Here is a 20,719-nt window from a genome sequence, read left to right as displayed (position 1 = left end):
GGTGCGCTAGTGGGCAAGGTGCGCTCCGAAATCTCGACCCGCGACATGGAGGGCCTCGACGGGGCGCTGGGCCACTTGCTGTAACTGGTGCAAGCGCCCGCCAACCTGGCGGCCCTCACCGCCCAGGGCCACACCACTGACGATACGCAGGCTTCCACGGATGCGCGCAAGCAGCGCGGTGACTTCAACACGGACCAGAACACCAACCAGAACGCGGCCCCCGAACTCACGGATGAGAACATAAAGGCCGGCAACGCCCTCTGGGAGTACGTGGTGGACGTGCTGGGCACGGGCGCGCTGATGTATAAGGAAAAGCAGCCGAAGAAGGCGAAGACGTTCTCAATGGCGACGCTGCTCAAGCGGATTCGGAAGGAGAACGGGAGTGCGGGAGATGTGAAACCGGTATAGGTTTGATTGGAATGGAAAAGGGACGGCCCCGCTGCATTGTGCAGCGGGGCCGTTTTTGGTTGGGTTGGACTAATGAAACTCGTAAAATCAACCTTTCATATACGTTAATACCTTCCTTTTTTAGTTGCAATCAGCGCAGGCGCAGTTAAGTATTGCTAAGGAATAAACAGATATTTCACAATAGGTCAACAAAGCTTACTTGAAACGCATTAAGAAAGCTGATTGCTTCCTAACTTGACGGCCGTAAACACAATCAAGAACAAAGCCAACACATTATTTTTTTCATAAGAGAAAGATGCTGACAAAATACCAATACAATCACAAAACTTATAGTTTCGTTGATAGCAAGTCTGAGAATATTTCAAATGAAAATATTTTCACGATTATAGTTGGCAAAAACGGGACAGGGAAAAGCAGACTTCTGTCTGCAATAATTTCCGAGTTTTTAGACATATCACAGGAGTCGGAATTCTACAAAGAGTCTGAACTAGGCTTTAAATCACCGAATCCTAATTCAGGCAGCAAAGGCAAGTTACATTTCAAATATAGGCCCGAGAAAATAATCACGGCCTCAACAAGCCCTTTTGACAGATTTCCGATAACCAAAGGTTTTGAGCAAAACGAAGAATATACATATCTTGGGCTCAGAGATTTACCAAGTCAAAATTTTGGCTTAGCATACATATCCAAAATAATTTCTTCGCTACTTAAATCCGTACAAGACAATTCTGCTCAGTTGTTAGAGATAAATAATGTATTAAACTACTTGGGCTACTCGGACAGAATAAGGATAAAATTGGAATACAAAACCATAAGAAGAATCGCAGATGCCATCATAGACTCAGATAATCCAGTCAGGGATTTCGAATCAGTAATAATGCAATACCGAACTCCTTTTGGAAGCTTTAACCGTAAATTTTTCTACGAATACAACGAACAAATTAATGATAAGAAGGTATTAAAATTTGTTGAGTTAGTTAAGAACGGTATATTACCAATAAGAAAACGTATTATCAACATTGAAATTAGTGCAAACGGTATTTATACACGCGATTTATATTTCCAACAGATAGAAGACATCGGCTTCTTAATACAATCTGGTATCCTCCGCTTAAAAGAAGTAGCTCTTGAGCAACACGAATCAGGAACAATTTTTTCTATTAGCGACGCTAGTTCTGGAGAACAATGCGTCGTAATGGGCATGCTCGGTATAGCCAGCCAAATTAAGAACAATTCATTGGTATGTATTGATGAACCGGAAATATGTTTACATCCCGAATGGCAAGAACGATACATCAGAATGTTGATTACAACATTCAGAAATTATAAAGGCTGCCATTTTGTGATTGCTACGCATTCGCCTCAGATTATTTCTAAGCTAGAAGCCAGCAATTGTTATGTCCTAACAATGGAAACAGGAAAAGTCGTGAATGCGAATTCATTAATCAATAACTCTGCAGACTTTCAACTAGCAAATGTATTTAATTCACCAGGATTCAGGAATGAATACCTGATAAGGATTGCAATCAATATGTTCACTAAAGTAACTACAAGCAAATTCTTCGATGAACAAGACCATTTAAATTTCAAAATATTGGAGTCACAGTTCGTATTCCTGGAAATAAATGACCCAGTCCGAGTTTTGATTATTGCGTTAAAAGAAATGCACGAGGAATATGTTTAAAATTAACACCCCGATAGTTTTTGACAAAGCACAGCAACAAATAATCACAAGCAAAAAAGGTCAGCCCGGCTTTACATACCTAAATTGGAGCGACGATGATTTGGAAGCATTGAGAAGTTCTATACGGAGCTTCTACCGCAACGAACAGGGCGGCATATGTGCTTATTGCCGTAAATCAGTTTCTCTCGTGGCCGCAGGAAGCTGCCATGTTGAACACATTGCTCCTAAATCGTTGCACGAATGCTTTATGTTTGAACCAAAGAATTTATGTGTAATATGCGCTGATTGCAACCTAATTAAGCGAAACCAAGAGACAATCCATGAAATACAGGACACTATATTAAAGGAAAATCCCATTAGATATCCAAGGGCAACAGGTTCCTTTAAGATTGTGCATCCACATTTTGATGACTATGATGCACATATAAAAATATTCGCCGGCAAAGTATATGTCAATAAAACGCTCAAAGGCCATTTTACAATAGGTGTATGCGACCTAAACAGGTGGTTTGCTAAATTCGGATGGGAAAAACCAATTTATAGTTTATCTGACGTAATGAGTGTAATAAATAAAATCGCTGAAGAAAAAGACCCTTTGCACCAAGTAAGCATGCTAAGCGAGTTAAAAGAAATTTTACTTCTCGTCATATCGTAAGCAGAAAATACAGCCACATAAATACTATTATAATTTATGTGGCTGTATTTTCTGCTTATCGCGCTATTATATTTCCAGGTTGGGCATTTTTGACCCAGGCATGCAGACAGCTCCTAGGCCGGCTCATAATTGGCGCTGCAGAATATACAGAGTTCGGTAATACAGGCGCGGCACTAAGCTACACCAGTTTCTAAAGAAGCAGCTACTGGGAACGGGCGGAAGGCGGGCTGGGGTAGCAAAACGCTGCTGGTAGCTGCTGGGGCTGCTGCATTGGGCACAAAAAAACGCCATGCCGGGCGTAGCCGGGGCATGGCGTTTTAGGTTAGCCGGTTATTTGGCAGGGGGCTATTTCAGTTGGATGCCTTGCGCGGCCATGGCCTGCTCCTGCTTGGCATGGTTGGCCAGGAACTCGGCGTGCTGGGCCTCGGTGCGCTGGCTGCCTAGGCTGGCGAAGTGCTCGCGCAGCTTGTCGGCGGGCAGGTCGGCACCGTAGGACGGGGTGCCGGGTTGCTGGCGCCACGACTCGTGCAGGGTACCGTCGTCGACGGCGTCGAAGCCCAACTCTTCTACCAGGGCCATTACTTTCTGCTTGGCGGCGGCATCGTCGCCGGCTACGGGCAGGGCAATGCGCCCGGGCGTGCCGGCGGCCACGCCTTTGTTCTGGAGGTGGTCGGCGTAGATGTTGTTGAACACCTTCACCACGGGGCGGCCCAGGTGTTGCTGCACCCACTCGCTTTCGGTGAGGTCGCCGGTTTCCAGCTCGGCAATTTTGCCGTCGCGCAGCATGGGGTAGTAGTTGCTCGTGTCGATAACGGGCACGTCGGCGGGCACGCCGGCGAACAGGTCTTTGGGCAGGTCGGGTATGTTTTTCAGCGGGATGGTGACCACGATAAGGTCAGCGCCCTTGGCGGCTTCCTCGGCCGTAACGGGCGTTGCGCCGGTTTTCTGGGCCACGTCGCCCAGGGTTTCGGGGCCGCGCGAGTTGGCGATTTTAACCGAGTGGCCGAGGCTGGTGAGCCGCACGGCGAGGGCGCTGCCGATGTGGCCGGCTCCGATGATTCCAATGTTCATACTGGGGAGGTTTAAGCGTGTGAAGCGGCGTTTGCTGCCGCAGGTAGCTAAACAGTTTCGGGGGGCTTTTGCTTTTTTTGGGGTAAAGTAGCTCAAGGGAACGTAGCCGTTGAAGCCGATTGCAAAGACGAAAAGCCCTGTCATCCTGAGCGCAGCGAAGGACCTTATCACGCCCGAACGATTTGTTCTAACGTGATAAGGTCCTTCGCTGCGCTCAGGATGACAGGGCTTTCCTCTGTCGCTAATCTGCCCCGCTCCTACTGCATCGAAGGAATCTTGGCGCCGCGCTCGCGGGCTACGTCCTGGGCCAGCTCGTAGCCGGCATCGGCGTGGCGGAAGATGCCCATGCCGGGGTCGGTGGTGAGGACGCGGCGCAGGCGTTCGGCTTTTTCGGGGGTGCCGGTGGCTACTATCACCATGCCGGAGTGGGTGCTGTTGCCGATGCCCACGCCGCCGCCGTTGTGCAGGCTCACCCAGTCGGCGCCGCTGGCGCAGTTGGCCAGGGCGTTGAGCAGGGGCCAGTCGGCCACGGCATCGGAACCGTCTTTCATGCCTTCGGTTTCGCGGTTGGGCGAGGCCACCGAGCCGCAGTCGAGGTGGTCGCGGCCGATGACGATGGGGGCCGAGACTTCGCCCCGCGCCACGAGGTCGTTGATGACGAGGCCGAACTTTTCGCGTTCGCCGTAGCCGAGCCAGCAAACGCGGGCCGGCAGACCGATGAAGGGTACTTTGGCTTGGGCCTTTTCAATCCAGCGGGCCAGGAGCTTGTTGTCGGGGAAGGTTTCGAGCAGGGCGCGGTCAATGCGCAGAATGTCCTGCGGGTCGCCGCTGAGGGCCGCCCAGCGGAACGGCCCCTTGCCCTCGCAAAACAGCGGGCGGATGTAGCCGGGCACGAAGCCGGGGTACAGGAACTGGCCGTGCTCATCGCGCACATTCAGGCCGCCTTTTTCGGCCTGGCCGCGCAGGTTGTTGCCGTAGTCCACGGCAATGGTGCCGCGCTTCTGCATTTCCAGAATGGCCTCGACGTGCTTCACGATGGAGGCCAGGGCCTGCTTTTTGAATTCCTCGGGGTTGGCTTCGCGCAGGGCCAGCACTGCGGTGATATCGCCTTCGGGAATGTAGTCCATCAGGTCGTGGGCCGAGGTTTGGTCGGTCACGATTTCGGCCTGGAAGCCCAGCTCCAGCAGGCGCGGCAGGATGGTGGCGGCGTTGCCGGTGAGGCCTACCGACCAGCCTTTGCCGTCGGCTTTGGCGCGCTCGCACAGCTCCAGGGCGTGGGTGAGGTCGTGGGCCTGCTCGTCTACGTAGCCTTCGCGCACCTTCTGCTTCACCCGCTCGTCGATGGGCTCGATGACGAGGCAGACGCCGTCGTTCATGGTTACGGCCAGGGGCTGCGCGCCGCTCATGCCGCCCAGACCGGCCGTGAGGGTGATGGTGCCGCGCAGGCTGCCGCCGAAATGCTGGTCGGCCATGGCGGCAAACGTCTCATACGTGCCCTGCAAAATGCCCTGAGTAGCAATGTAAATCCAGGAGCCGGCCGTCATCTGGCCATACATCATCAGGCCCATTTTGTCGAGCTCGTCGAAATATTCCTGGGTGCTCCAGGCAGGCACGAGGTTGGAGTTGGCGATGAGGACGCGGGGGGCGTGGGGCCAGGTTTTGAGCACGCCCACGGCCTTGCCCGACTGCACGAGCATGGTTTCGTCGGCTTCCAGCTCCTTGAGGGTTTTGACGATGGTTTGATATTCCTTCCAGTTGCGGGCGGCGCGGCCGGCACCGCCATACACAATCAGCTCGTCATAAACCAGCGAAACGGCGGGGTCGAGGTTGTTTTCCAGCATCCGCAGGGCCGCTTCGGCTTCCCAGGTTTTGCAGCGGAGCGTGGTGCCGTGGGCCGCTTTCACCGTTTCCTCGGGCTTGAACTCGTAGAACATCGGGCGCTTGCCGTCGTGCTTTTGCGTGGCCGCGCCGGTGGCGGTGGAGAGGGAGTTGGCTTCGAGGTTAAGCTCGGGCGTCTGGGTGGTGGGCATCATCGGGTGGGTGGTTTTGGGTGGTGCGGCGAAGATAGGAAAGTGACAGCAAGCGCGGCTCCCCAACCTCGGTTTTTCCATACGGCATTTTCCCACTGCCCAATTATTGCCGCTTTCCGGCTAGCCAATGCCATTCTCTTTTTGCGGCAGCCGGGCGGCTAGTAGTACGTGTATTTCACCTCGTACACGGTGGGCTGACTATTGGAGGACTTATCGGTTTTGCGCAGCAGCAGGCCGTTGGCCCCGTACTCATACTCGGTATAGAAGGGCCGCAGCAGGCGCTCGTCCACCGTCTTTCCCGGTTGCACCTGAAATGTCTGCTCCTGTTGTTTCACGCGGCCATCCGGCAGGCGGGTATAGCGCGTGGTGAGGCTGCTGACTGGGCTGTCGGAAACGGTCATCCGGGAGCCGGTACCAAGTTGCGTTTGGGGTTTCTCCTCGCGGGGCTCAAACAGGGCAATGCGTTGGCTGAGCAGGCCGCGCTGGTCGTATTCGTTGCGGGTATCGGGAATGCAGCGCCCGCGCTGCTGCCGGCTCAGCCGTAGCACGGCGGCGGGCACCGCCGGCTTAGCCAATGCGCCCGCATGCGGCCCAGGATAGCCAATGTGCCCATTTTCAATGATTTTCCCTTTTCGGCAAATGATGTAGATAGCCGAGAAATCAACAGGCTCGTCGGCGTGGTTATAGCCAATGGTTTCCAGGCGCAGGGTATCGCCGCGCGTGGGATACATGAGGGAAAGCAGCCGGTGCGTCTCGTTTGCTTTCAGCCCGGGTATGGGGTTAAACACCGCTTCGGTCACCGTGGTATCACCGCGCCGGTACTCCTGCGCTTGCTGCCACAAAACCGGCGCCGAATTCTGAACCGTGAGGTAGGAGGTGTTCACCTTCGTTTGGGCATCGTACACAATGCGGGTACTGACGGGGAACGGCGGCACGGCGGTGAGCACTACCTCGACCTGCCGGTTGTGCTTGTCGAAGCGTTGCAGGCGGCTTTGGCCGCCGTGGGCCTGGTCGATGCGGATTTTATTGCCGCGCCGGTCCAGCTCAAAATGCTCGCTGGTGTCGGGGCCAAATCCATCGGTTTGCCGTACCACAGTCACCGTCCGAACCCGATTACGAGCAAAAATCCGGCGGTCAAGCGAGTCTTCCGCTGACACCAGCTGCGGCACTTTTCTAATCGACGCGAACAGCGGAATACTGATGGGACTGTCAATTGTTGACCGAACGCTGCTGCCGCTTACGGCCGGGGCCTGCGCTACTGCGCCCCTCATACCAAGCAGTAATGGGGGAAACAGGAAAGCAGCCAACAAATTTTTCATTACGGGTAGCGTAGTAAAGTTGCCCGCAAATAACATCACAACCACCCAACCCGTAGCCTAACCATGAGCCCCGACTACACCCCCATCGACTGCCACTTTTACTACCTACTGGAAGCCGCCGCTACCCAGCGCCGCCGCGTCGATTTACAGTATTTCAACGACCTGCGCCAGCTCTGCCTCGGCTCCGGCATGATTGACACATTTTTCATCCGCGACAAAGTCGAATTCATGCGCCTGAAATCGGGCGAGGAAATCCGGCTCGACCACATCATCCGGCTCGACGACACGCCCGCGCCGCTCTACGCCGACTACCCCGATTTCAGTTGCGGCTGCTGAGTACCACAGCGAATCAGGCGGCAGCGGCGGGCAGCGTCATCGTTAGTTCGGTGAACTGGCCTTCCTCGCTTTCCAGGGTGAAGGTGCCGCCGTAGCCTTTCGTGATGATGTCGTAGCTCAGCGACAACCCCAGGCCGGTGCCTTCGCCGGCGGGCTTGGTGGTGAAGAATGGCTGAAAAACCTTCTGCTTCAGGGCCGTGGGCACGCCGACACCATTGTCCCGGATGTGGATTTCGACCTGCTGTCCCGCCCGCTTCGTGCTCACGCTCACCTCGGGCTGGTAGCCCACGGGGTGGCCTTCCTGCTTTTTCTGCACCGCGTAAAAGGCATTGCTGAGCACGTTCAGCAGCACCCGGCTCACCTCCTGCGGCACGGCCAGCACGCGCCCCAGGCGAGGGTCGAGGTGGGTGGTGAGGCGGGCCTCAAACGTTTGGTCCTTGGCACGGGCACCGTGGTAGGCCAGCTGGGCGTATTCCTCGGTCAGGGCGTTCAGGTCGACGGGTTCCTTCTGGCCGCTGCTGGTGCGGGCGTGCTCCAGCATGCCCCGCACAATGGCGGAGGCCCGGCTGCCGTGCTCGCTGATTTTTTCCAGGTTCTGCTGCACGTCGGCCAGCAGGTCCTCCTCCAGCGCGGGGTCGCGGGGCTGCTGGTGCTGGCACTCGCGCAGCTCGGCCACCAGCTCGTTGCTGACCTCGGAGAAGTTGTTGACGAAGTTGAGTGGGTTCTGAATCTCGTGGGCAATGCCGGCGGTGAGCTCGCCCAGGCTGGCCATTTTTTCGGACTGAATGAGCTGGGCCTGGGTGGCTTTCAGCTCGGTGAGGGTGTGTTGCAGGGTTTCCTTTTGCTCGCTCAGCTGCTGGTTGGCCAGCTGCCGGGCGCGGTTGGTGCGGATGAGCACAAACGCCACGCCGGCCAGCAGCGCAATGCAGGCCATCAGCCCCACCACAAACTGCTGCTGCCGCCGGGCCACCTGCTCCCGCACCCGCCGCTGCCGGTTCAGCCGCTGAATCTGGGCTTCTTTTTTCAGCAGGTTTTGCTTGTACTCCAGCGCGGCCAGGCGGCGGGAAGTGGCCTCCATGGTCAGGCTGTCTTTGTAGGCGCTGTATTGCAGGAAGTAGCGGTAGGCCTGGGCGTAGTCGCCCTCCTTGGCGTAGGCCTGGCTGAGGGCCTGGCTACTGTCGCGGCGCTTGCGGCGGGCCGCCAGCTGGCGCACCACCTGCGGCGGGCTGGGCTCCCGAATGAGCAGCGTATCAAGCCAATGGTCCATTCGGCCCAGCTCCACCCGAATATCGTGGCCGTGCCAGGGCCCCTGCATGGGGAGCTCCGCCCCTTTGGCGGCCGCCCTTAGCCTTCCCTGCACTCGTTGTTTTTCCAGGCGGGCAATGGCCGCCGCATCCAAAGAATTGAACTCGCTGTCTTTCAGTACCCGAATGACTTTTGGGCTGGGCACGCTGCGGCTCATGGCTGCGCCCAGGGCTTCCAGCAGCGTCCCATACGCCCCGGCTGCCGCGGGCGACTGATGGCCGGAGCGCCGCTGGATGCGGCTGATTTGGTTCATGGCCCAGCCGGCTTCTTTCAGGTCGTGCAGCTGCCCGGCCAGCACTCCAGCTTGCTTCAATAGCGCGTTGGCCTCCGGCGATTCGGATTCGTCCCGCAGCTGGAGGCTCGCCAATTGGGCCAGGGCCACCACCTGGCCGGGCACATATCCCAGCCGGCGGGCCTCGGCGAGCAGCGAATCCGTCGCCTCGGCCGAGGCGACGGGCGCACTCAGCGCCGCTTTCAGCCGCACCACTTCCTTAGGCAAAAGCTTGGGCGTACGCGCCGGTGCTAAGGGCGCTGGCGGCTGTTCGGTGCTGTCGGCATCGGGCACATCCTGCGCTCGCCCAGGCATTCCCTTCAGCCCCAGCATGAGCATCAAAAGGAACCAGCCACTAAAGCGACGAAGCTGCTGCATGGAATGGAGCGCGAAAAGCGCCTGAATAAACCTACACGCTATTGTAAGTAAATATATTAATTTATATTCTCTTATAATTCACATCACCGGAGCATTGCGGCCCACTCCCGGGCGGTGGCCGCTAGTCCCGTTCCTGGTCCACGCTGATGCCGCCGTTGGTGGTCACGGCGCGCACCGGGGCGCCGCCCTGGCCGAGGCTGGCTTCCACTTCTTTGTGGAACATGCCCGATTTGGTCACCGGCAGCTCGGTGCGGATGCCGCCCATGTTGGTGCTGGTGAAGAGGCGGGCCGAGTACGTGCGGGGCAGCTTCCAGTGGATGCCGCCGTTGGTGGTGCTCACGTCCAGGCCTTTGCCGTCCCACTTGCTGCCGCTCAGGGTAATGTTGACGCCGCCGTTGGTGGTTTCGCCCTTCACTTGGCCGCCCAGGTTGGCGAGGTTCACGCCGCCGTTGGTGGTTTCGAAGGTGATGGCTGACTGGAGGTTATCGAGGCTGATGCCGCCGTTCACGGTATTGAGGGCCAGGGCGGTGGTGCGGGGCACGAAAATTTCGTAGCTCACGCTCCAGTTCTTGTCTTTGTCGGGGTCGGCGGCGCGCAGGGTGTTGTTGGCGATGCCAATGGTGATGCGCTTGACGCGGTCCGTGGCCTCTTTTTCGGAGGTTGCCCAGGCCTGCACGCGGGCGCGGATGCGGACGTTCGGGCCGTCCCAGCCGTGCACGGTGATGCCGCCATTGGGGTCGGCGTTCACACTCAGGGGCTGGCCGGTGGGGGCGCTCATGGTCAGGTCACGGGTTTCGCAGAAGCCTTTCATCAGTTTGTCGCCCCGATTCCAGGAATTGTTTTCGCAGGTGGTTTTAAACTGGGGCTCGGTCGTTTGGGCGGTGGCGGCGAAGGTGCCGCACACCAGGGCGAGTGCAGAAATCAGGATTTTCATGGGGTTGGGGAGTGAAGGTTTGGGGACGGGATGAAGATGCGCTCGGGCTGGACCAGTTGCCTGTGGAGGCGGCCAACAAAAGGATTACCGGGCTTCGGCCGATTCGTTACACGGCCCGACCAAACTATTTTTCATCCGGCCAACAAGCCGCCCACGCAGCGGGAAACACATCCCGCCGCCAAAATCTGCGTACAGATTTGCTCCACCAACCCATCTCCCGCCCTATGGATACCCTAGCCGCCGGCGTCACCCAGCTTCGCATTCAGCGCTTTGTCAACGTTTATTTCGTCGAAACCGGCACCCCCGGCGAGTGGGTGCTGATTGATACCGGCCTGCCCGGCAGCAAGAAAACCATCCTCGCCGCTGCGGACAAGCTGTTTTACCCCGGCTCCCACCCCGAGGCCATCATCCTCACCCACGGCCACCTCGACCACCTGGGCTCGGCCAAAGAGCTGGCCGACCACTGGAACGTGCCCATCATCGTGCACCCGCTGGAGCTGCCCTACGTAACCGGCCAGGCCCTGTACCCGCCCCGCGACCCCACCGTGGGCGGCTCGCTGGCCTTCATGAGCCGTTTCTTCCCCACCCAGCTGCCCAACCTCACCGACCGCGTGCAGGCCCTCGACGCCGACGACCCCAGCACGCCTTTCCTCATGAACTGGAAGTGGTTTCACGTGCCCGGCCACGCCCCCGGCCAGCTGGCCTTTTTCCGCGAAGCCGACCGCGTGCTGATTGGGGCCGATGCCTTTGCCACCACCGACCATGACTCGGTGCCAGCCGTGCTGCTGGGTGTGCCCAAAATCAGCCGGGCCGGCACGCCGTTCAATTACGATTGGGAAGCGGCGCGTAAATCCGTACAAACCCTGGCCGCCCTGGAACCCAAGGCCATTGGCTGCGGCCACGGCCCCGTTATCATCGGCCCGGAGGCAGCCGCCGGCCTGCATGAGTTGGCCGATAATTATCCCATTCCCGCCCACGGCCGCTACGTGAACGAGCCCGCCCGCACCGATGCCAGCGGCGTGGAGCACCTCCCGCCCGCGCCCAAAGACACGCTGCCGCTGAAGGCTGCCATCATCGGCGGCAGCCTGCTGGCAGCCGGCGCGGCGTGGCTGCTCACCGGCGGCCGCCGCAAACACAAGAAATCGAAAGCCTATAAAAAGGCCTACAAGGCGGCCCAGAAATCCGGCAGCTACAAGTCGCCTACTCCCCCGCCACTCTATCGGGGCGGCGTGGGAAGCTAAACGAGGTTTTTATTTCAGTTGCCCTGCCACGCCCGTCAGATAGGCGGTGATGATGGTGGCAGCCAAGCGGGCGGTCTGGTTGTCGCGGTCGTAGAGCGGATTTAGCTCCACGATTTCGAACAGCCGGACCGCTTCTTTTTGGCCCGTCAGAAACGCGGCTTCCACCGCCTGCCGGGGCGTGAAGCCATCGGCGCTGGGGGCTGAGACGGCCGGGGCGAAGGCTTCGGCGCAGCCATCAATATCGAAGCTCACGAAGGCGGGGCCGGCGGCGGTGGCACGTTGCAGGGCGCGGCTGACGTACAGTTCCATACCGCCCTCCTGCACATGGGCCAGCGGCACGATATGGGCCCGCTGCTGGTGCAGGAACTCGATATCCTCCCGGGTATTGAGGTTGGAATGCAGGCCGATTTCGGTGAACTGCTCGCCCGGCAAAAAACCTTCGCGCAGCAGCCGCCCAAACGGCGTGCCGCTGCTGATTGCGGGCTTGTCCTTCACGTCGGCGTGGGCATCGAAATTGATACCGCCCACCGGCTGCCCATCATTGGCATCCCAGAGGCCGCGCACGGTGGAATAGGTGCCGTCGTGCGAGCCGCCCAGCACCACTACGCGCGGGTACTGGCGCAGCAGCTGGCCCAGCCGCTCCCGGATGTGGGCGTGGTTCTGCGCGTGGTCGGGGTGGCGCAGAGTCAGGTTACCGGCATCGGCAATGCGCAGACTATCAAGGCTGATGTCGTGCTCCAGGTTGTAGGTTTTGTGGTAGCGGCGCAGCTCGCGGCGGATGGCGGCGGGCGCACCGGCCGCCCCGGCCCGGCCGCCTTCCAGCACGGTACCGAAATCGAGGGGCAGGCCCACGAGGCATACGTCGGCTTCGGGCAGCTCGGCGGCGGGGCGGATGAGGTCGCGGAGGAAAGTAGGCATGCCCCAAAAGTACGGAACCGGCCCGATGAGGCAGCTGGAGCGGCACTTTCGGGCTACTGCCGCGAATAGGCCATGCCGTTGAAATTGAACAGCGTGACTTTGCCTTTGCCATCCCCTACCGGGTAAGCTACGTTGCGAACGGTGTGGCCCTGCGCATCGGTGAGGGTCAGAAACCAACCATCGAGCCGCCAGTGGCCAGAATTGGCTGAGGAACCGCCGGTTTCGGCCACGCTGCGGTCCGTGACGGACGTGACCGTGGCCACGCCGCTGCCCTGGTAAGTGCCGTCGGCCTTGAAGATGAGCGTTTTCGATACCGTGGCCTGCCCCATCGCCGAAGCAATTGTGGAAGTACCGCCCTCAAATTTCCCCACCAGTTGGCTGGGGCTTTTGAACGGCCCCACGGCCGAGAAAATGCTCGCCCCGCTCCAGCTGAAACCGCCGCCCAGCATATTCATTTCGGCCGCTTCGGGCTTGGGGTAACCGTTCCAAGCAATGGACAGCGTCTTGCCCGTCACTGAATAGCGGCCCTTCGATTTGGCGGGCGTGGCAGCCAACTCGGCGGCGCTCAGGCCTACAGGATTTTCGTAAGCCAGGCCATCGGGACCGAAATAATAGCTCATGGTCATGAAGTTACCCAACACCGACTTCGTCACGAAAAACAAGCCCACCGGCTTATTGCCCACCATGTGGCCGGCCACCGGCATCGGGCCCGGCGCCGCGTCCGAATGCGCCTGAGCGCGGCCGGCAATCAACAAACCCAACAGAGCAGCACTAAAAATGAGGGAGCGAACACGGAGCATGAGCGTAAGATTATGATGAGTGATGGCTGAGCAGGGCCTTTGAATTGCTACCGGGCCGTGGTTTTGTACGTGGTGCCATTGAAACGGAAATAATAGGCCTTGCCCGTTTTTTCGTCCAGGCTGGTGGGGAAAGCCAGGTTGCGAATGGTGCCCTGCCCATCGGCCAGGGTCAGGAACCAGCCGTTCAGGCTCCAGCGGCCCGCTTGCCTGGAAGCCGACGAAACGTTGGTGACCGAGCCGGTATTCGCTTCCAGGTGGCCGTCGGTGAGGTTGTCGCGGGTGAAGGTGCCGTCGGCCTTGAAGTTGAGTGTGCGGTACACGGCCAGCGAGCTGGCAGTGACGCTCACGGCGGCGTTGCGGCCCTCAAACGTGCCCAGGAGCTGCCGGGCGCTGCTGAACGGCCCCACGCAAACAAACCCGCCATTCCAACTAAAGCCGCTTGGGTCGGACTTATACTCGTAGGTTTCCGGCTGGCCGGCCGCCCAGCGCACCGTCATCTGGTTGCCATTCACGGCGTAGGTGCCACGCCAGCGAGGGTCGACGGCAGCCAGGCCCGCGGGCGAAAAATTGGCCGGGTCTACATACACCTGACCAGCCGGCGTGAAATAGTAAATCCGCTCATTATTAAACACATTCATAAAGAAGAATAGCCCTACCGGTTTGCCCCCAGTGGTCCGGCCGGGCAGGGGGGCCACCACAGGCGCGGGCGCAACGGCGGGAGCCGGCCGGGCCGCAACTGGTGCCGGGCCAGGTGCAGCCGGGCGTGGGGCGACGGCCGCTGGGCGCGCGGCCGGGCCCGGTGCCGCGCCGCTCAGGGCATTTTTGCGGGCCAGCGCCCTAGTCATGCCGTCGGAGTCGTCCACGCTCATGTAGGCCTCGTAGGCCTGCTGGTAGGCGGCGGTGGCTGCGGTTTTGTTGCCGGCCGCTTCCAGCTGCTGGGCTTTGGCAAAAACCGCTGCACCGGGTGGCCCCTGGTAGGCCGGCTGGGCGGCGGCATTCACCAAGCTAATGCTGAATAGCCCCCAGCTTAGCACGGCGAGCCGCCAAATGCAGCGCAGGGAAAGTTGGCCCGGGTTGAGTTGATATTGCATCTGAGTTTCGGTTTCGGCTTGCTTACAGCCGCTTGTAGGCCACGTTGTTGAAGTAAAACCGCGTTACCTGTCCCGTCTTTTCGTTGGTTTCGATGGGATAAGCCACGCCGCGCACGGTACGCCCGGCGGCATCGGTGAGGGTGAGCGTCCAGCCGGCCAGGGCCCAGCGGCCCGCCGCCTCGCCCGAGCTGCCGACGTGGGCATTGCTGCCGCTGGTGTTGGTGGTGAATGAGGAAGTGCTGCCGCCGCTGTAGCTGCCATCGGCCCGAATGGTGAGGCCGCTCACGGCCGCCGCCGCGCCGCTACTGCTGCTCACCGAGTTGCCGCCCTCGAAATTTCCCACCAGCTGCCGGGCATTGGCAAAAGGCCCCATGCCCACGAAAATGCCCATATCCCAGGAAAAAGTATTGGCCGAAGGATTCTCAAAATTGGCCTTCGAGGTGTTGCCATCGGCCCATTTCATCAGCAGCTGGCCGCCGGCCACGCTGTAGGTGCCCCGGGCGTTGGCGGGCAGGCCGGCCAGGCTGGCCGGCGTGAAATCGACCGGGTTATTATACACCTGCCCGGCCGGCGTGAAGTAGTAAGTAGCTTTTTCCAGCGAGTGGAACGCCATGATGTAGCGCGTCATGAAAAACAGGCCCACCGGCTTCCCGCCCACCACCTTGCCCGCCAGCGGCGCGGCCGAAGCGGCGGGCGGGGTGGCGCAGACCACGGCTGGCCACGCCACCGCAGCCTCGGCCCCTGGCCCGGCCACAATCAAAAGCACCGCGCCGAACAGCGCACCGCAGCGCACGGCGCTACGCCAAAAGACGAGGATTTTCATGGGCATGCCGGGAGTAAAATCAATCAAATACAGTAAATTATTTTATTGAAAATCAATCATTTATTCCATAAATCAGCTACCCAGCTTCACCGTGCCATCGTCGTTGAACGTGCGCTTCACGGACTCCGAGCCTTTCACCACCAGGCCAAATACTTCGCGGCCGCCGTTGGCATCCTGGTTCAGTATCATGCTCAGCGACAGGGCAGGCTCGCTGTAGCTGAAGGTGCCGCCATAGGTTACCGGCTTGCCTTTCGAATTGGTATAAGTAAACTCGATGTTCTGGCCCTTGATGGTGTACCGCCCCGTTTCGTCGAAATGGTAGTTGCCGTAGGGCCCCGGAATTTGCAGCTTCTTCTCGTAGCTGCCGGCCGCTCCCAACGTGAGGGTGCCGCTCACGCCGCGCGTATTGGTGGGCTTCTGGCTGTGGGCAGGGTCGTAGACGAGGTACACCGTATAGGTGTAGGTGCCGAAGAACTTGGACGGCAGCCCAGCGGGCGCCACCGCCCGGGAAGCCGGCATAGCCGCGGCTCCGCCTGGCATTTTTCGGGGCGCCGGTGATTGACAATAGGCCGCTCCGGCGAGCATTATTACAAGGCAGGGACCAAATAGCAGCTGCAGGACTGGCCTCGGTGTTTTGAAGCGGGTAACGAATAAGAGCATCGACCAGAAAATGAAACGGTGAGCAGTGTGAGGGCAGATGCCCGTTATTGGCACGGAAAGTAGCCGCGCGCTACCTTGCACCGACAACGAAGTCGAGTAAGACCGACGGAAAGTCGACGTACTTGCCATGTGGTCGATAAACCGTGCGCAGCGGTGCTTGCGCCCCCCTTCCGCTCATGTCAGTTTCCCATCCCGCGCCTTTTTCCTGCCTGGTTCTGGACGACGACCTGCTGGTGCGCGACCTGGCCGCCGGCTTCGTGGAGCAAGTGCCCTCGCTGGCACTGGCGGGCAGCTACGACGACCCGCTGCCGGCCTTCGAGCACCTGGCCCGCACGCCCGTCGACCTGCTTATCACCGACATCGAGCTGCCCCATCTCAATGGCCTGGACCTGGTGCGCGCCCTTCGCCAGCCGCCACTGGTCATTTTCATGACTTCGCACCCGCATTACGCCCTGCCCACCTACGACCTCGACGCCGTTGATTTCCTAGTGAAGCCCCTGCGGTTCGACCGATTTTTGCGGGCCATCGACAAGGCCCTGCTCCTACTCCGTGCCCGCGCCGCCAGTCCTGCAGTGCCTGAGCCAACGCCGCCGCCAATCGCCGATACCGACGCATTTTTCATCCGTACCGAGTTCCAGTATTTGAAGCTGCGCTACGCCGACGTGGCCTACGTGGAAGCCATGCGCGACTTTGTGAAAGTGCATTTGCTCGACGGCACGGTACACATTACCCTGGTCAGTCTCAAGCACATGGAGGAGCAGTTGCCGGCCGCGCTGTTCGTGCGCACGCACCGCTCCTTCTTGGTCAATGCGCGCCACATTGCCGCCGTCACGGCCCAGGATGTGCGCGTGGGCAAGGTAGAAGTGCCGCTGGGCCACACCTTCCGCGAAAGCGTGCTGGCGCAGGTGGTACAGCAGCGCCTGCTCAGCCGCCATCCCGGCAAGGCTTCGTAGCCACCAGCTGGTCCATATGTTTTCGCTAGTTCCGAACCAATACTTCAGCCACTGCTGGCACTTCTGCCAGCGGCAGCCCCAGCGTGAATGTGCTTCCCTGGCCGGGGCCAGCACTGGCCATCCACAGCTGCCCGCCGTTGCGCAGGGCCACGTCACGGCTCAGCTTCAGGCCCAGGCCGGAGCTGCGGGGCTGGCCGGTGCCGGCGGCGCGGCGCTCCAGCGTCTCGGGTAGCGCTTCCTGGCGGGGCGTGGGCACGGGCAGGCCCAGGCCGGTATCGGCCACAGCCAGCTGCCAGGTGCCGGCCTCGCGCCGGGCCGATACCCGCACGGTGCCGCCCGCCGGCGTAAACTTGATGGCGTTGGACAGCAGGTTGCGCAGCACCAGACGCACGGCCGACGGGTCGACCCAGACGTGTTCTTCGCCGGTCAGGTCGTGGCGCAAGGTCACCTGGCCAGCCTCGGCGGCGGGGCTCAGCAGGTCAAAGTTTTCTTCGACCACGGCCGCCAACGCCAGTTTTTCGGGCTGCGGCGGGGAGGTGGCGCGCATTTGCAGCGCAGCCCAATGCAATAGGTTTTCGAGTAGGGCCAGCGTGTGGTCGAGGGTGCGGGTGAGGCGCTGGGTGTACTGGGCCAGCTTTTCGGGCGGCAGTGGCGGGCCGCTCAGCAGCCCCACGAAGGCGTGCAGCGAGTGCAGCGGCCCCCGCAGGTCGTGGCCAATAATGGAAAACAGCTGGTCCTTGGTCGCGTTCAGGGCGGTGAGTTCGGCGCGCTGCTGCTCAATCTGCTGGTTTTTGCGTCCTAGCAGGCGGTTGAGTCGCCACAGCGCCAGCCCGACCACAGCGGCCGCTACCAGCCCCAGCCCCAGGCCCCACAGCTCGCGCTGCTGCTGGCGCAGGCGCAACTGCTGGGCCTCGGCGGTGCGGGCCAGCATCTGGGCGTGGTCGCGCTCCTGACCAAGCTGGAAGTCGCCCTGTAAGCGCCCGATTTCCTCGGCTTTGGCTTGGCTAAATAGGGTGTCGTGCGCAGCCTGGGCCTGCTCGGCGTAGGCCAGGGCCTGGCGGTAGTCGCCACGCTGCTTGAGTACGTGGGCCAGGGTTTTGGTGGCTTCGTACTTCGCGTTGGCACTGCCGATGCGCCGGGCAATGGCCAGCGCCTGGCGGGCGCGCGCTTCGGCCAGCACGGGCTGGTGAAGGCGGTCGGCCATGTCGGCCAACTCATTCAGCACGTACACCGAATTATCTTGGTCGCCAGCGGCTTGCAGCAGCTTCAGGGCGCGTTCGCGTTCGCGCTGCGCTTCGGGCAGGCGGTGCTGTTGGTCGAGCCAGTCGCCAAACGCGCTCAGAACCACACCCAGCTGCGCCTTCTCGCCAAAGCCCTCCGATACCCGAATGGCTTCCCGAAACAAGCCCTCGGCTTTGGGCGAATGCAGCGCCATGTAGCCGTTGGCCAAGCTGGTGAGGCAGTCGGCTAGCGCGCCCGGGCTAGCCGACTGCCTCACCAGCGGCAGGGCCTGTTCCAGATAGTCTATCGCCCGCTGGTATTCGAACCGGCGCAGATACACATTGGCTATATTGTTCAGGCAATTGACTTGCAACAAAGTATCGCGCAACGTCCGGGCCTGGTGCAGGGCGGGCAGCAGCGCCGCCAGGGCGCGCGGAAAGTCGCTGCGGCTGCTATAGATGATGCCGAGGCCGTTGCGCGTCTGGGCTTCGCTGCGCACGTCGCCCCGGGCGTGGTAGAGGCGCAGGGCTTCTTCGCAGGCGCGCAGGGCCCCGGGGTAGTCGTCCTGCTCGTTGGCGGCCTGGCCCAGGGCCAGCAGGAGGTCGGGCAATGCCGGTTGGCCGGGCGTGCTGCGGGCCAGGGCCACGCCTTCGGTGAGGTAGGCGCGGGCGCGGGCCAGCGTGCCGTGCACCAGTTCGGCTTTGCCCAGCATGCGCAGGGCCAGGGCTTCGCCTTCGCGGAAATTCAGGTGATGGGCCAGCTCTTTTGATTGCAGTAGCAAGGGCTGGGCTTCGTCGAAACGGCCTTCGCGCAGCAATTGCTGGGCTTGGTAGCGCAGGGCGCGCACTTGCGCGGTATCGGCCGGTGGCGGGCCGGCGGCTAGTAACGCCAATAGCAAGGCAGCCCCTGCCCCACAGCGGCCCATAAAACAGAAGTTTATAATCCCTTCAACCGCCCGCTTAAATTCAGTACCGAGGCTTTCCATCTCGCATAGTTAAATAGAAATCCGGCAATTGCAAATATGCTTTTCCAGGCACTGTCTTTGCCAGCCGGACACTCGCTCCCGGCTGACCCAAACCTAGCTCGGACCTACCTTCGATGCACCTTTTCGGACGCTGCTCATTCCTTCGCTTCATGCTTTCCCGTTTTTCGCTGCTTCTTCTTATCGCCGCCGCTCTGCTTCCGATTTTGCCAGTGGGTGCTCAAATGCCCGCCCAAACCGCTCCGGTATCACCTCCCACTTTTTACACTACCTATAAATACACGGCCTATACCGTGTACGACACCACCAGCCTCGACCCACCCACGCGGGTAAGCGGCGTGGGCGGCACGCTCACCCTGCGCCCGGCCGGCACCTACGAAAAACGCTTCACCATTCCCGGCAATAACAACGTCCCGATGCTGTTCAAACAGGACGGCACCTTCACCCTGGCCGGCGACAGCATCCGCTTTGCCTTCCACGACCAGAAGGGAGCCGATGTGCAGCGCGGCACCTTCCGTTTCGACTCTGCCACCCGGCACCTCACCATCACCATCCTCGGCTACCCGGCCGGCAACCGGGGCGTGTACGAGTTGGTGGCCATCGAGCCATTTTCCCCCGTCACGCCACCCGCCAAAACCGGCAAAAAGCGCCGGCGTTAGCTCCTTCGACGGCACCGTATTTGGCTGCCCCCGCGCCTTCTGGCTAACTTGCGGCCTGTTTCACCGAAACCCACTTCGGTGAAGCCCGCGCGGCCCCGGCTGCGCGCTTCCAACACTCATTCACTCAGTTACTCAGTCACAGCAAATGGGACGCGCATTCGAATTTCGCAAAGGCCGCAAAATGAAGCGGTGGGATAAAATGTCGAAAGACTTCACCCGCATCGGCAAGGAAATCGTGATGGCCGTGAAGGAAAACGGCCCCAACCCCGACACCAACGCCCGCCTGCGCGCCGCCATGCAAAACGCCAAAGGCGTGAACATGCCCAAAGACCGCGTGGAAGCCGCCGTGAAGCGCGCCAGCAGCAAGGAGGAAAAGGACTACGCCGAAGTGGTGTACGAAGGCTACCTGCCCCACGGCGTGGCCGTTGTCATCGAAACCGCCACCGACAACCCCACCCGCACCGTGAGCAACGTGCGCCTCATCTTCAACCGCAACGAGGGCACGCTGGGCACCGCCGGCAGCAGCGACTACACCTTCACCCGCAAGGGCGTATTCAAGCTGGCCGCCGAAGGCCTCGACCGCGACGAGTTGGAGCTGGAACTCATTGATTTCGGAGCCGAAGACGTATACGAAACCACCGAAGAAGACGAGCACGGCGCCGAGCACAAGTTCATCGTGGTCGAAACCGCCTTCACCGATTTCGGCCAGATGCAGAAGGCGCTCGAAGCCCAGGGCCGCCACGTGGTGAGCGTGAACCTGCAGCGCGTGCCCAATACCACCGTCTCCCTCACCGACGAGCAGCTGGACGAAATCATGACCATTATCGAAAAGTTCGAAGACGACGAGGACGTGCAGGCCGTGTACCACACCGTGGGCTAATTCACTGGCAAACGCTCATAATTGAACGTCATGCTGAGCGCAGCCGAAGCATCTCTACCGCAGTAGCAATCCCTGTCAATTGGATTAGTTATGCGGTAGA

The 20,719-nt window shown here is 60.1% G+C and carries 19 protein-coding genes; 8 read left to right on the top strand and 11 right to left on the bottom strand.

The annotated features are described in order from the left end of the window. Nucleotides 1–87: 87 nt before the first annotated feature. The 3 genes from ACYVM5_RS16380 (at nucleotide 88) to ACYVM5_RS16370 (ending at nucleotide 2,747) form a co-directional block, all read left to right on the top strand. Nucleotides 88–408, top strand: coding sequence for a hypothetical protein (locus ACYVM5_RS16380; protein WP_460619179.1), 321 nt, complete (start codon nucleotides 88–90; stop codon nucleotides 406–408). A gap of 295 nt (nucleotides 409–703) precedes the next feature. Next, complete coding sequence (locus ACYVM5_RS16375; protein ID WP_460619178.1) at nucleotides 704–2,092, top strand: AAA family ATPase; 1,389 nt, start codon at nucleotides 704–706, stop codon at nucleotides 2,090–2,092. Then, nucleotides 2,085–2,747: an HNH endonuclease gene (locus ACYVM5_RS16370; RefSeq protein ID WP_460619177.1), complete on the top strand. Its 663-nt coding sequence runs from the start codon at nucleotides 2,085–2,087 to the stop codon at nucleotides 2,745–2,747. Before ACYVM5_RS16375 ends, ACYVM5_RS16370 begins: the two co-directional genes overlap by 8 nt. Nucleotides 2,748–3,092: 345 nt before the next feature. On the opposite strand, the gene ACYVM5_RS16365 is transcribed toward ACYVM5_RS16370, so the two are convergent. From ACYVM5_RS16365 to ACYVM5_RS16355, 3 genes are all read right to left on the bottom strand, one after another. Continuing rightward, nucleotides 3,093–3,962: an NADPH-dependent F420 reductase gene (locus ACYVM5_RS16365; RefSeq protein ID WP_460619176.1), complete on the bottom strand. Its 870-nt coding sequence runs from the start codon at nucleotides 3,960–3,962 to the stop codon at nucleotides 3,093–3,095. Between the two features lie 113 nt (nucleotides 3,963–4,075). Beyond that, nucleotides 4,076–5,851, bottom strand: a complete 1,776-nt coding sequence (gene hutU, locus ACYVM5_RS16360; protein WP_460619175.1) for a urocanate hydratase — start codon at nucleotides 5,849–5,851, stop codon at nucleotides 4,076–4,078. A 155-nt stretch (nucleotides 5,852–6,006) separates the two neighbouring features. Then, on the bottom strand, nucleotides 6,007–6,948 hold the full coding sequence (locus ACYVM5_RS16355) for a hypothetical protein (protein WP_460619174.1): 942 nt from the start codon (nucleotides 6,946–6,948) through the stop codon (nucleotides 6,007–6,009). A gap of 282 nt (nucleotides 6,949–7,230) precedes the next feature. Between ACYVM5_RS16355 and ACYVM5_RS16350 the strand changes: the two genes are divergently transcribed. Continuing rightward, a complete protein-coding gene (locus tag ACYVM5_RS16350) occupies nucleotides 7,231–7,503 on the top strand; it encodes a hypothetical protein (RefSeq protein ID WP_460619173.1) in 273 nt (90 codons plus the stop codon). A gap of 13 nt (nucleotides 7,504–7,516) precedes the next feature. Here the strand turns inward: ACYVM5_RS16350 and ACYVM5_RS16345 are convergent, their stop codons facing one another. Further along, nucleotides 7,517–9,457 (bottom strand): sensor histidine kinase, encoded by a 1,941-nt coding sequence (locus ACYVM5_RS16345; protein ID WP_460619172.1) that lies wholly within the window; start codon nucleotides 9,455–9,457, stop codon nucleotides 7,517–7,519. Nucleotides 9,458–9,578: 121 nt separating this feature from the next. Then, nucleotides 9,579–10,391: a DUF4097 family beta strand repeat-containing protein gene (locus ACYVM5_RS16340; protein ID WP_460619171.1), complete on the bottom strand. Its 813-nt coding sequence runs from the start codon at nucleotides 10,389–10,391 to the stop codon at nucleotides 9,579–9,581. 224 nt (nucleotides 10,392–10,615) lie between these two features. Between ACYVM5_RS16340 and ACYVM5_RS16335 the strand changes: the two genes are divergently transcribed. Continuing rightward, nucleotides 10,616–11,632, top strand: coding sequence for an MBL fold metallo-hydrolase (locus ACYVM5_RS16335; protein WP_460619170.1), 1,017 nt, complete (start codon nucleotides 10,616–10,618; stop codon nucleotides 11,630–11,632). A gap of 9 nt (nucleotides 11,633–11,641) precedes the next feature. On the opposite strand, the gene ACYVM5_RS16330 is transcribed toward ACYVM5_RS16335, so the two are convergent. From ACYVM5_RS16330 to ACYVM5_RS16310, 5 genes are all read right to left on the bottom strand, one after another. Beyond that, a complete protein-coding gene (locus ACYVM5_RS16330; RefSeq protein WP_460619169.1) occupies nucleotides 11,642–12,550 on the bottom strand; it encodes an arginase family protein in 909 nt (302 codons plus the stop codon). Nucleotides 12,551–12,603: 53 nt separating this feature from the next. Further along, entirely contained in the window at nucleotides 12,604–13,350 is a 747-nt protein-coding gene (locus ACYVM5_RS16325; protein WP_460619168.1) for a hypothetical protein, read from the bottom strand. Nucleotides 13,351–13,397: 47 nt separating this feature from the next. After that, a complete protein-coding gene (locus tag ACYVM5_RS16320) occupies nucleotides 13,398–14,441 on the bottom strand; it encodes a hypothetical protein (RefSeq protein ID WP_460619167.1) in 1,044 nt (347 codons plus the stop codon). A gap of 22 nt (nucleotides 14,442–14,463) precedes the next feature. After that, on the bottom strand, nucleotides 14,464–15,264 hold the full coding sequence (locus ACYVM5_RS16315) for a hypothetical protein (RefSeq protein WP_460619166.1): 801 nt from the start codon (nucleotides 15,262–15,264) through the stop codon (nucleotides 14,464–14,466). A gap of 72 nt (nucleotides 15,265–15,336) precedes the next feature. Further along, the gene (locus tag ACYVM5_RS16310; protein ID WP_460619165.1) at nucleotides 15,337–15,804 is read right to left on the bottom strand and encodes a hypothetical protein; all 468 of its coding nucleotides are present in this window, start codon (nucleotides 15,802–15,804) and stop codon (nucleotides 15,337–15,339) included. Between the two features lie 296 nt (nucleotides 15,805–16,100). On the opposite strand from ACYVM5_RS16310, the gene ACYVM5_RS16305 reads away from it, so the two are divergent. Next, nucleotides 16,101–16,877 carry a LytR/AlgR family response regulator transcription factor gene (locus ACYVM5_RS16305; RefSeq protein ID WP_460619164.1) on the top strand — a complete coding sequence of 259 codons (777 nt, stop codon included), beginning with the start codon at nucleotides 16,101–16,103 and terminating at the stop codon, nucleotides 16,875–16,877. Between the two features lie 25 nt (nucleotides 16,878–16,902). Here the strand turns inward: ACYVM5_RS16305 and ACYVM5_RS16300 are convergent, their stop codons facing one another. Next, on the bottom strand, nucleotides 16,903–19,023 hold the full coding sequence (locus ACYVM5_RS16300) for a tetratricopeptide repeat protein (RefSeq protein WP_460619163.1): 2,121 nt from the start codon (nucleotides 19,021–19,023) through the stop codon (nucleotides 16,903–16,905). Between the two features lie 209 nt (nucleotides 19,024–19,232). Here ACYVM5_RS16300 and ACYVM5_RS16295 point away from each other — a divergent pair, with 209 nt between their 5' ends. Both ACYVM5_RS16295 and ACYVM5_RS16290 read left to right on the top strand, forming a co-directional pair. Continuing rightward, nucleotides 19,233–19,739: a hypothetical protein gene (locus tag ACYVM5_RS16295; RefSeq protein ID WP_460619162.1), complete on the top strand. Its 507-nt coding sequence runs from the start codon at nucleotides 19,233–19,235 to the stop codon at nucleotides 19,737–19,739. A 145-nt stretch (nucleotides 19,740–19,884) separates the two neighbouring features. Further along, nucleotides 19,885–20,619, top strand: a complete 735-nt coding sequence (locus ACYVM5_RS16290; protein WP_241934306.1) for a YebC/PmpR family DNA-binding transcriptional regulator — start codon at nucleotides 19,885–19,887, stop codon at nucleotides 20,617–20,619. Nucleotides 20,620–20,719: the final 100 nt, after the last annotated feature.

The organism is Hymenobacter ruber (genome assembly GCF_054783255.1).
Note: the sequence above shows the minus strand (reverse complement) of the source record. Positions and strands in the feature narration are given on the sequence as shown.

Coding starts and splice junctions, on each gene's coding strand:
- ACYVM5_RS16335 (WP_460619170.1), top strand. CDS start 10,616: ATGGATACCCTAGCCGCCGGCGTCACCCAGCTTCGCATTCAGCGCTTT.
- hutU (WP_460619175.1), bottom strand. CDS start 5,851: ATGATGCCCACCACCCAGACGCCCGAGCTTAACCTCGAAGCCAACTCC.
- ACYVM5_RS16295 (WP_460619162.1), top strand. CDS start 19,233: ATGCTTTCCCGTTTTTCGCTGCTTCTTCTTATCGCCGCCGCTCTGCTT.
- ACYVM5_RS16345 (WP_460619172.1), bottom strand. CDS start 9,457: ATGCAGCAGCTTCGTCGCTTTAGTGGCTGGTTCCTTTTGATGCTCATG.
- ACYVM5_RS16320 (WP_460619167.1), bottom strand. CDS start 14,441: ATGCAATATCAACTCAACCCGGGCCAACTTTCCCTGCGCTGCATTTGG.
- ACYVM5_RS16325 (WP_460619168.1), bottom strand. CDS start 13,350: ATGCTCCGTGTTCGCTCCCTCATTTTTAGTGCTGCTCTGTTGGGTTTG.
- ACYVM5_RS16330 (WP_460619169.1), bottom strand. CDS start 12,550: ATGCCTACTTTCCTCCGCGACCTCATCCGCCCCGCCGCCGAGCTGCCC.
- ACYVM5_RS16340 (WP_460619171.1), bottom strand. CDS start 10,391: ATGAAAATCCTGATTTCTGCACTCGCCCTGGTGTGCGGCACCTTCGCC.
- ACYVM5_RS16300 (WP_460619163.1), bottom strand. CDS start 19,023: ATGGGCCGCTGTGGGGCAGGGGCTGCCTTGCTATTGGCGTTACTAGCC.
- ACYVM5_RS16365 (WP_460619176.1), bottom strand. CDS start 3,962: ATGACAGGGCTTTTCGTCTTTGCAATCGGCTTCAACGGCTACGTTCCC.
- ACYVM5_RS16375 (WP_460619178.1), top strand. CDS start 704: ATGCTGACAAAATACCAATACAATCACAAAACTTATAGTTTCGTTGAT.
- ACYVM5_RS16370 (WP_460619177.1), top strand. CDS start 2,085: ATGTTTAAAATTAACACCCCGATAGTTTTTGACAAAGCACAGCAACAA.
- ACYVM5_RS16290 (WP_241934306.1), top strand. CDS start 19,885: ATGGGACGCGCATTCGAATTTCGCAAAGGCCGCAAAATGAAGCGGTGG.
- ACYVM5_RS16350 (WP_460619173.1), top strand. CDS start 7,231: ATGAGCCCCGACTACACCCCCATCGACTGCCACTTTTACTACCTACTG.
- ACYVM5_RS16315 (WP_460619166.1), bottom strand. CDS start 15,264: ATGAAAATCCTCGTCTTTTGGCGTAGCGCCGTGCGCTGCGGTGCGCTG.
- ACYVM5_RS16305 (WP_460619164.1), top strand. CDS start 16,101: ATGTCAGTTTCCCATCCCGCGCCTTTTTCCTGCCTGGTTCTGGACGAC.
- ACYVM5_RS16310 (WP_460619165.1), bottom strand. CDS start 15,804: ATGCCAGGCGGAGCCGCGGCTATGCCGGCTTCCCGGGCGGTGGCGCCC.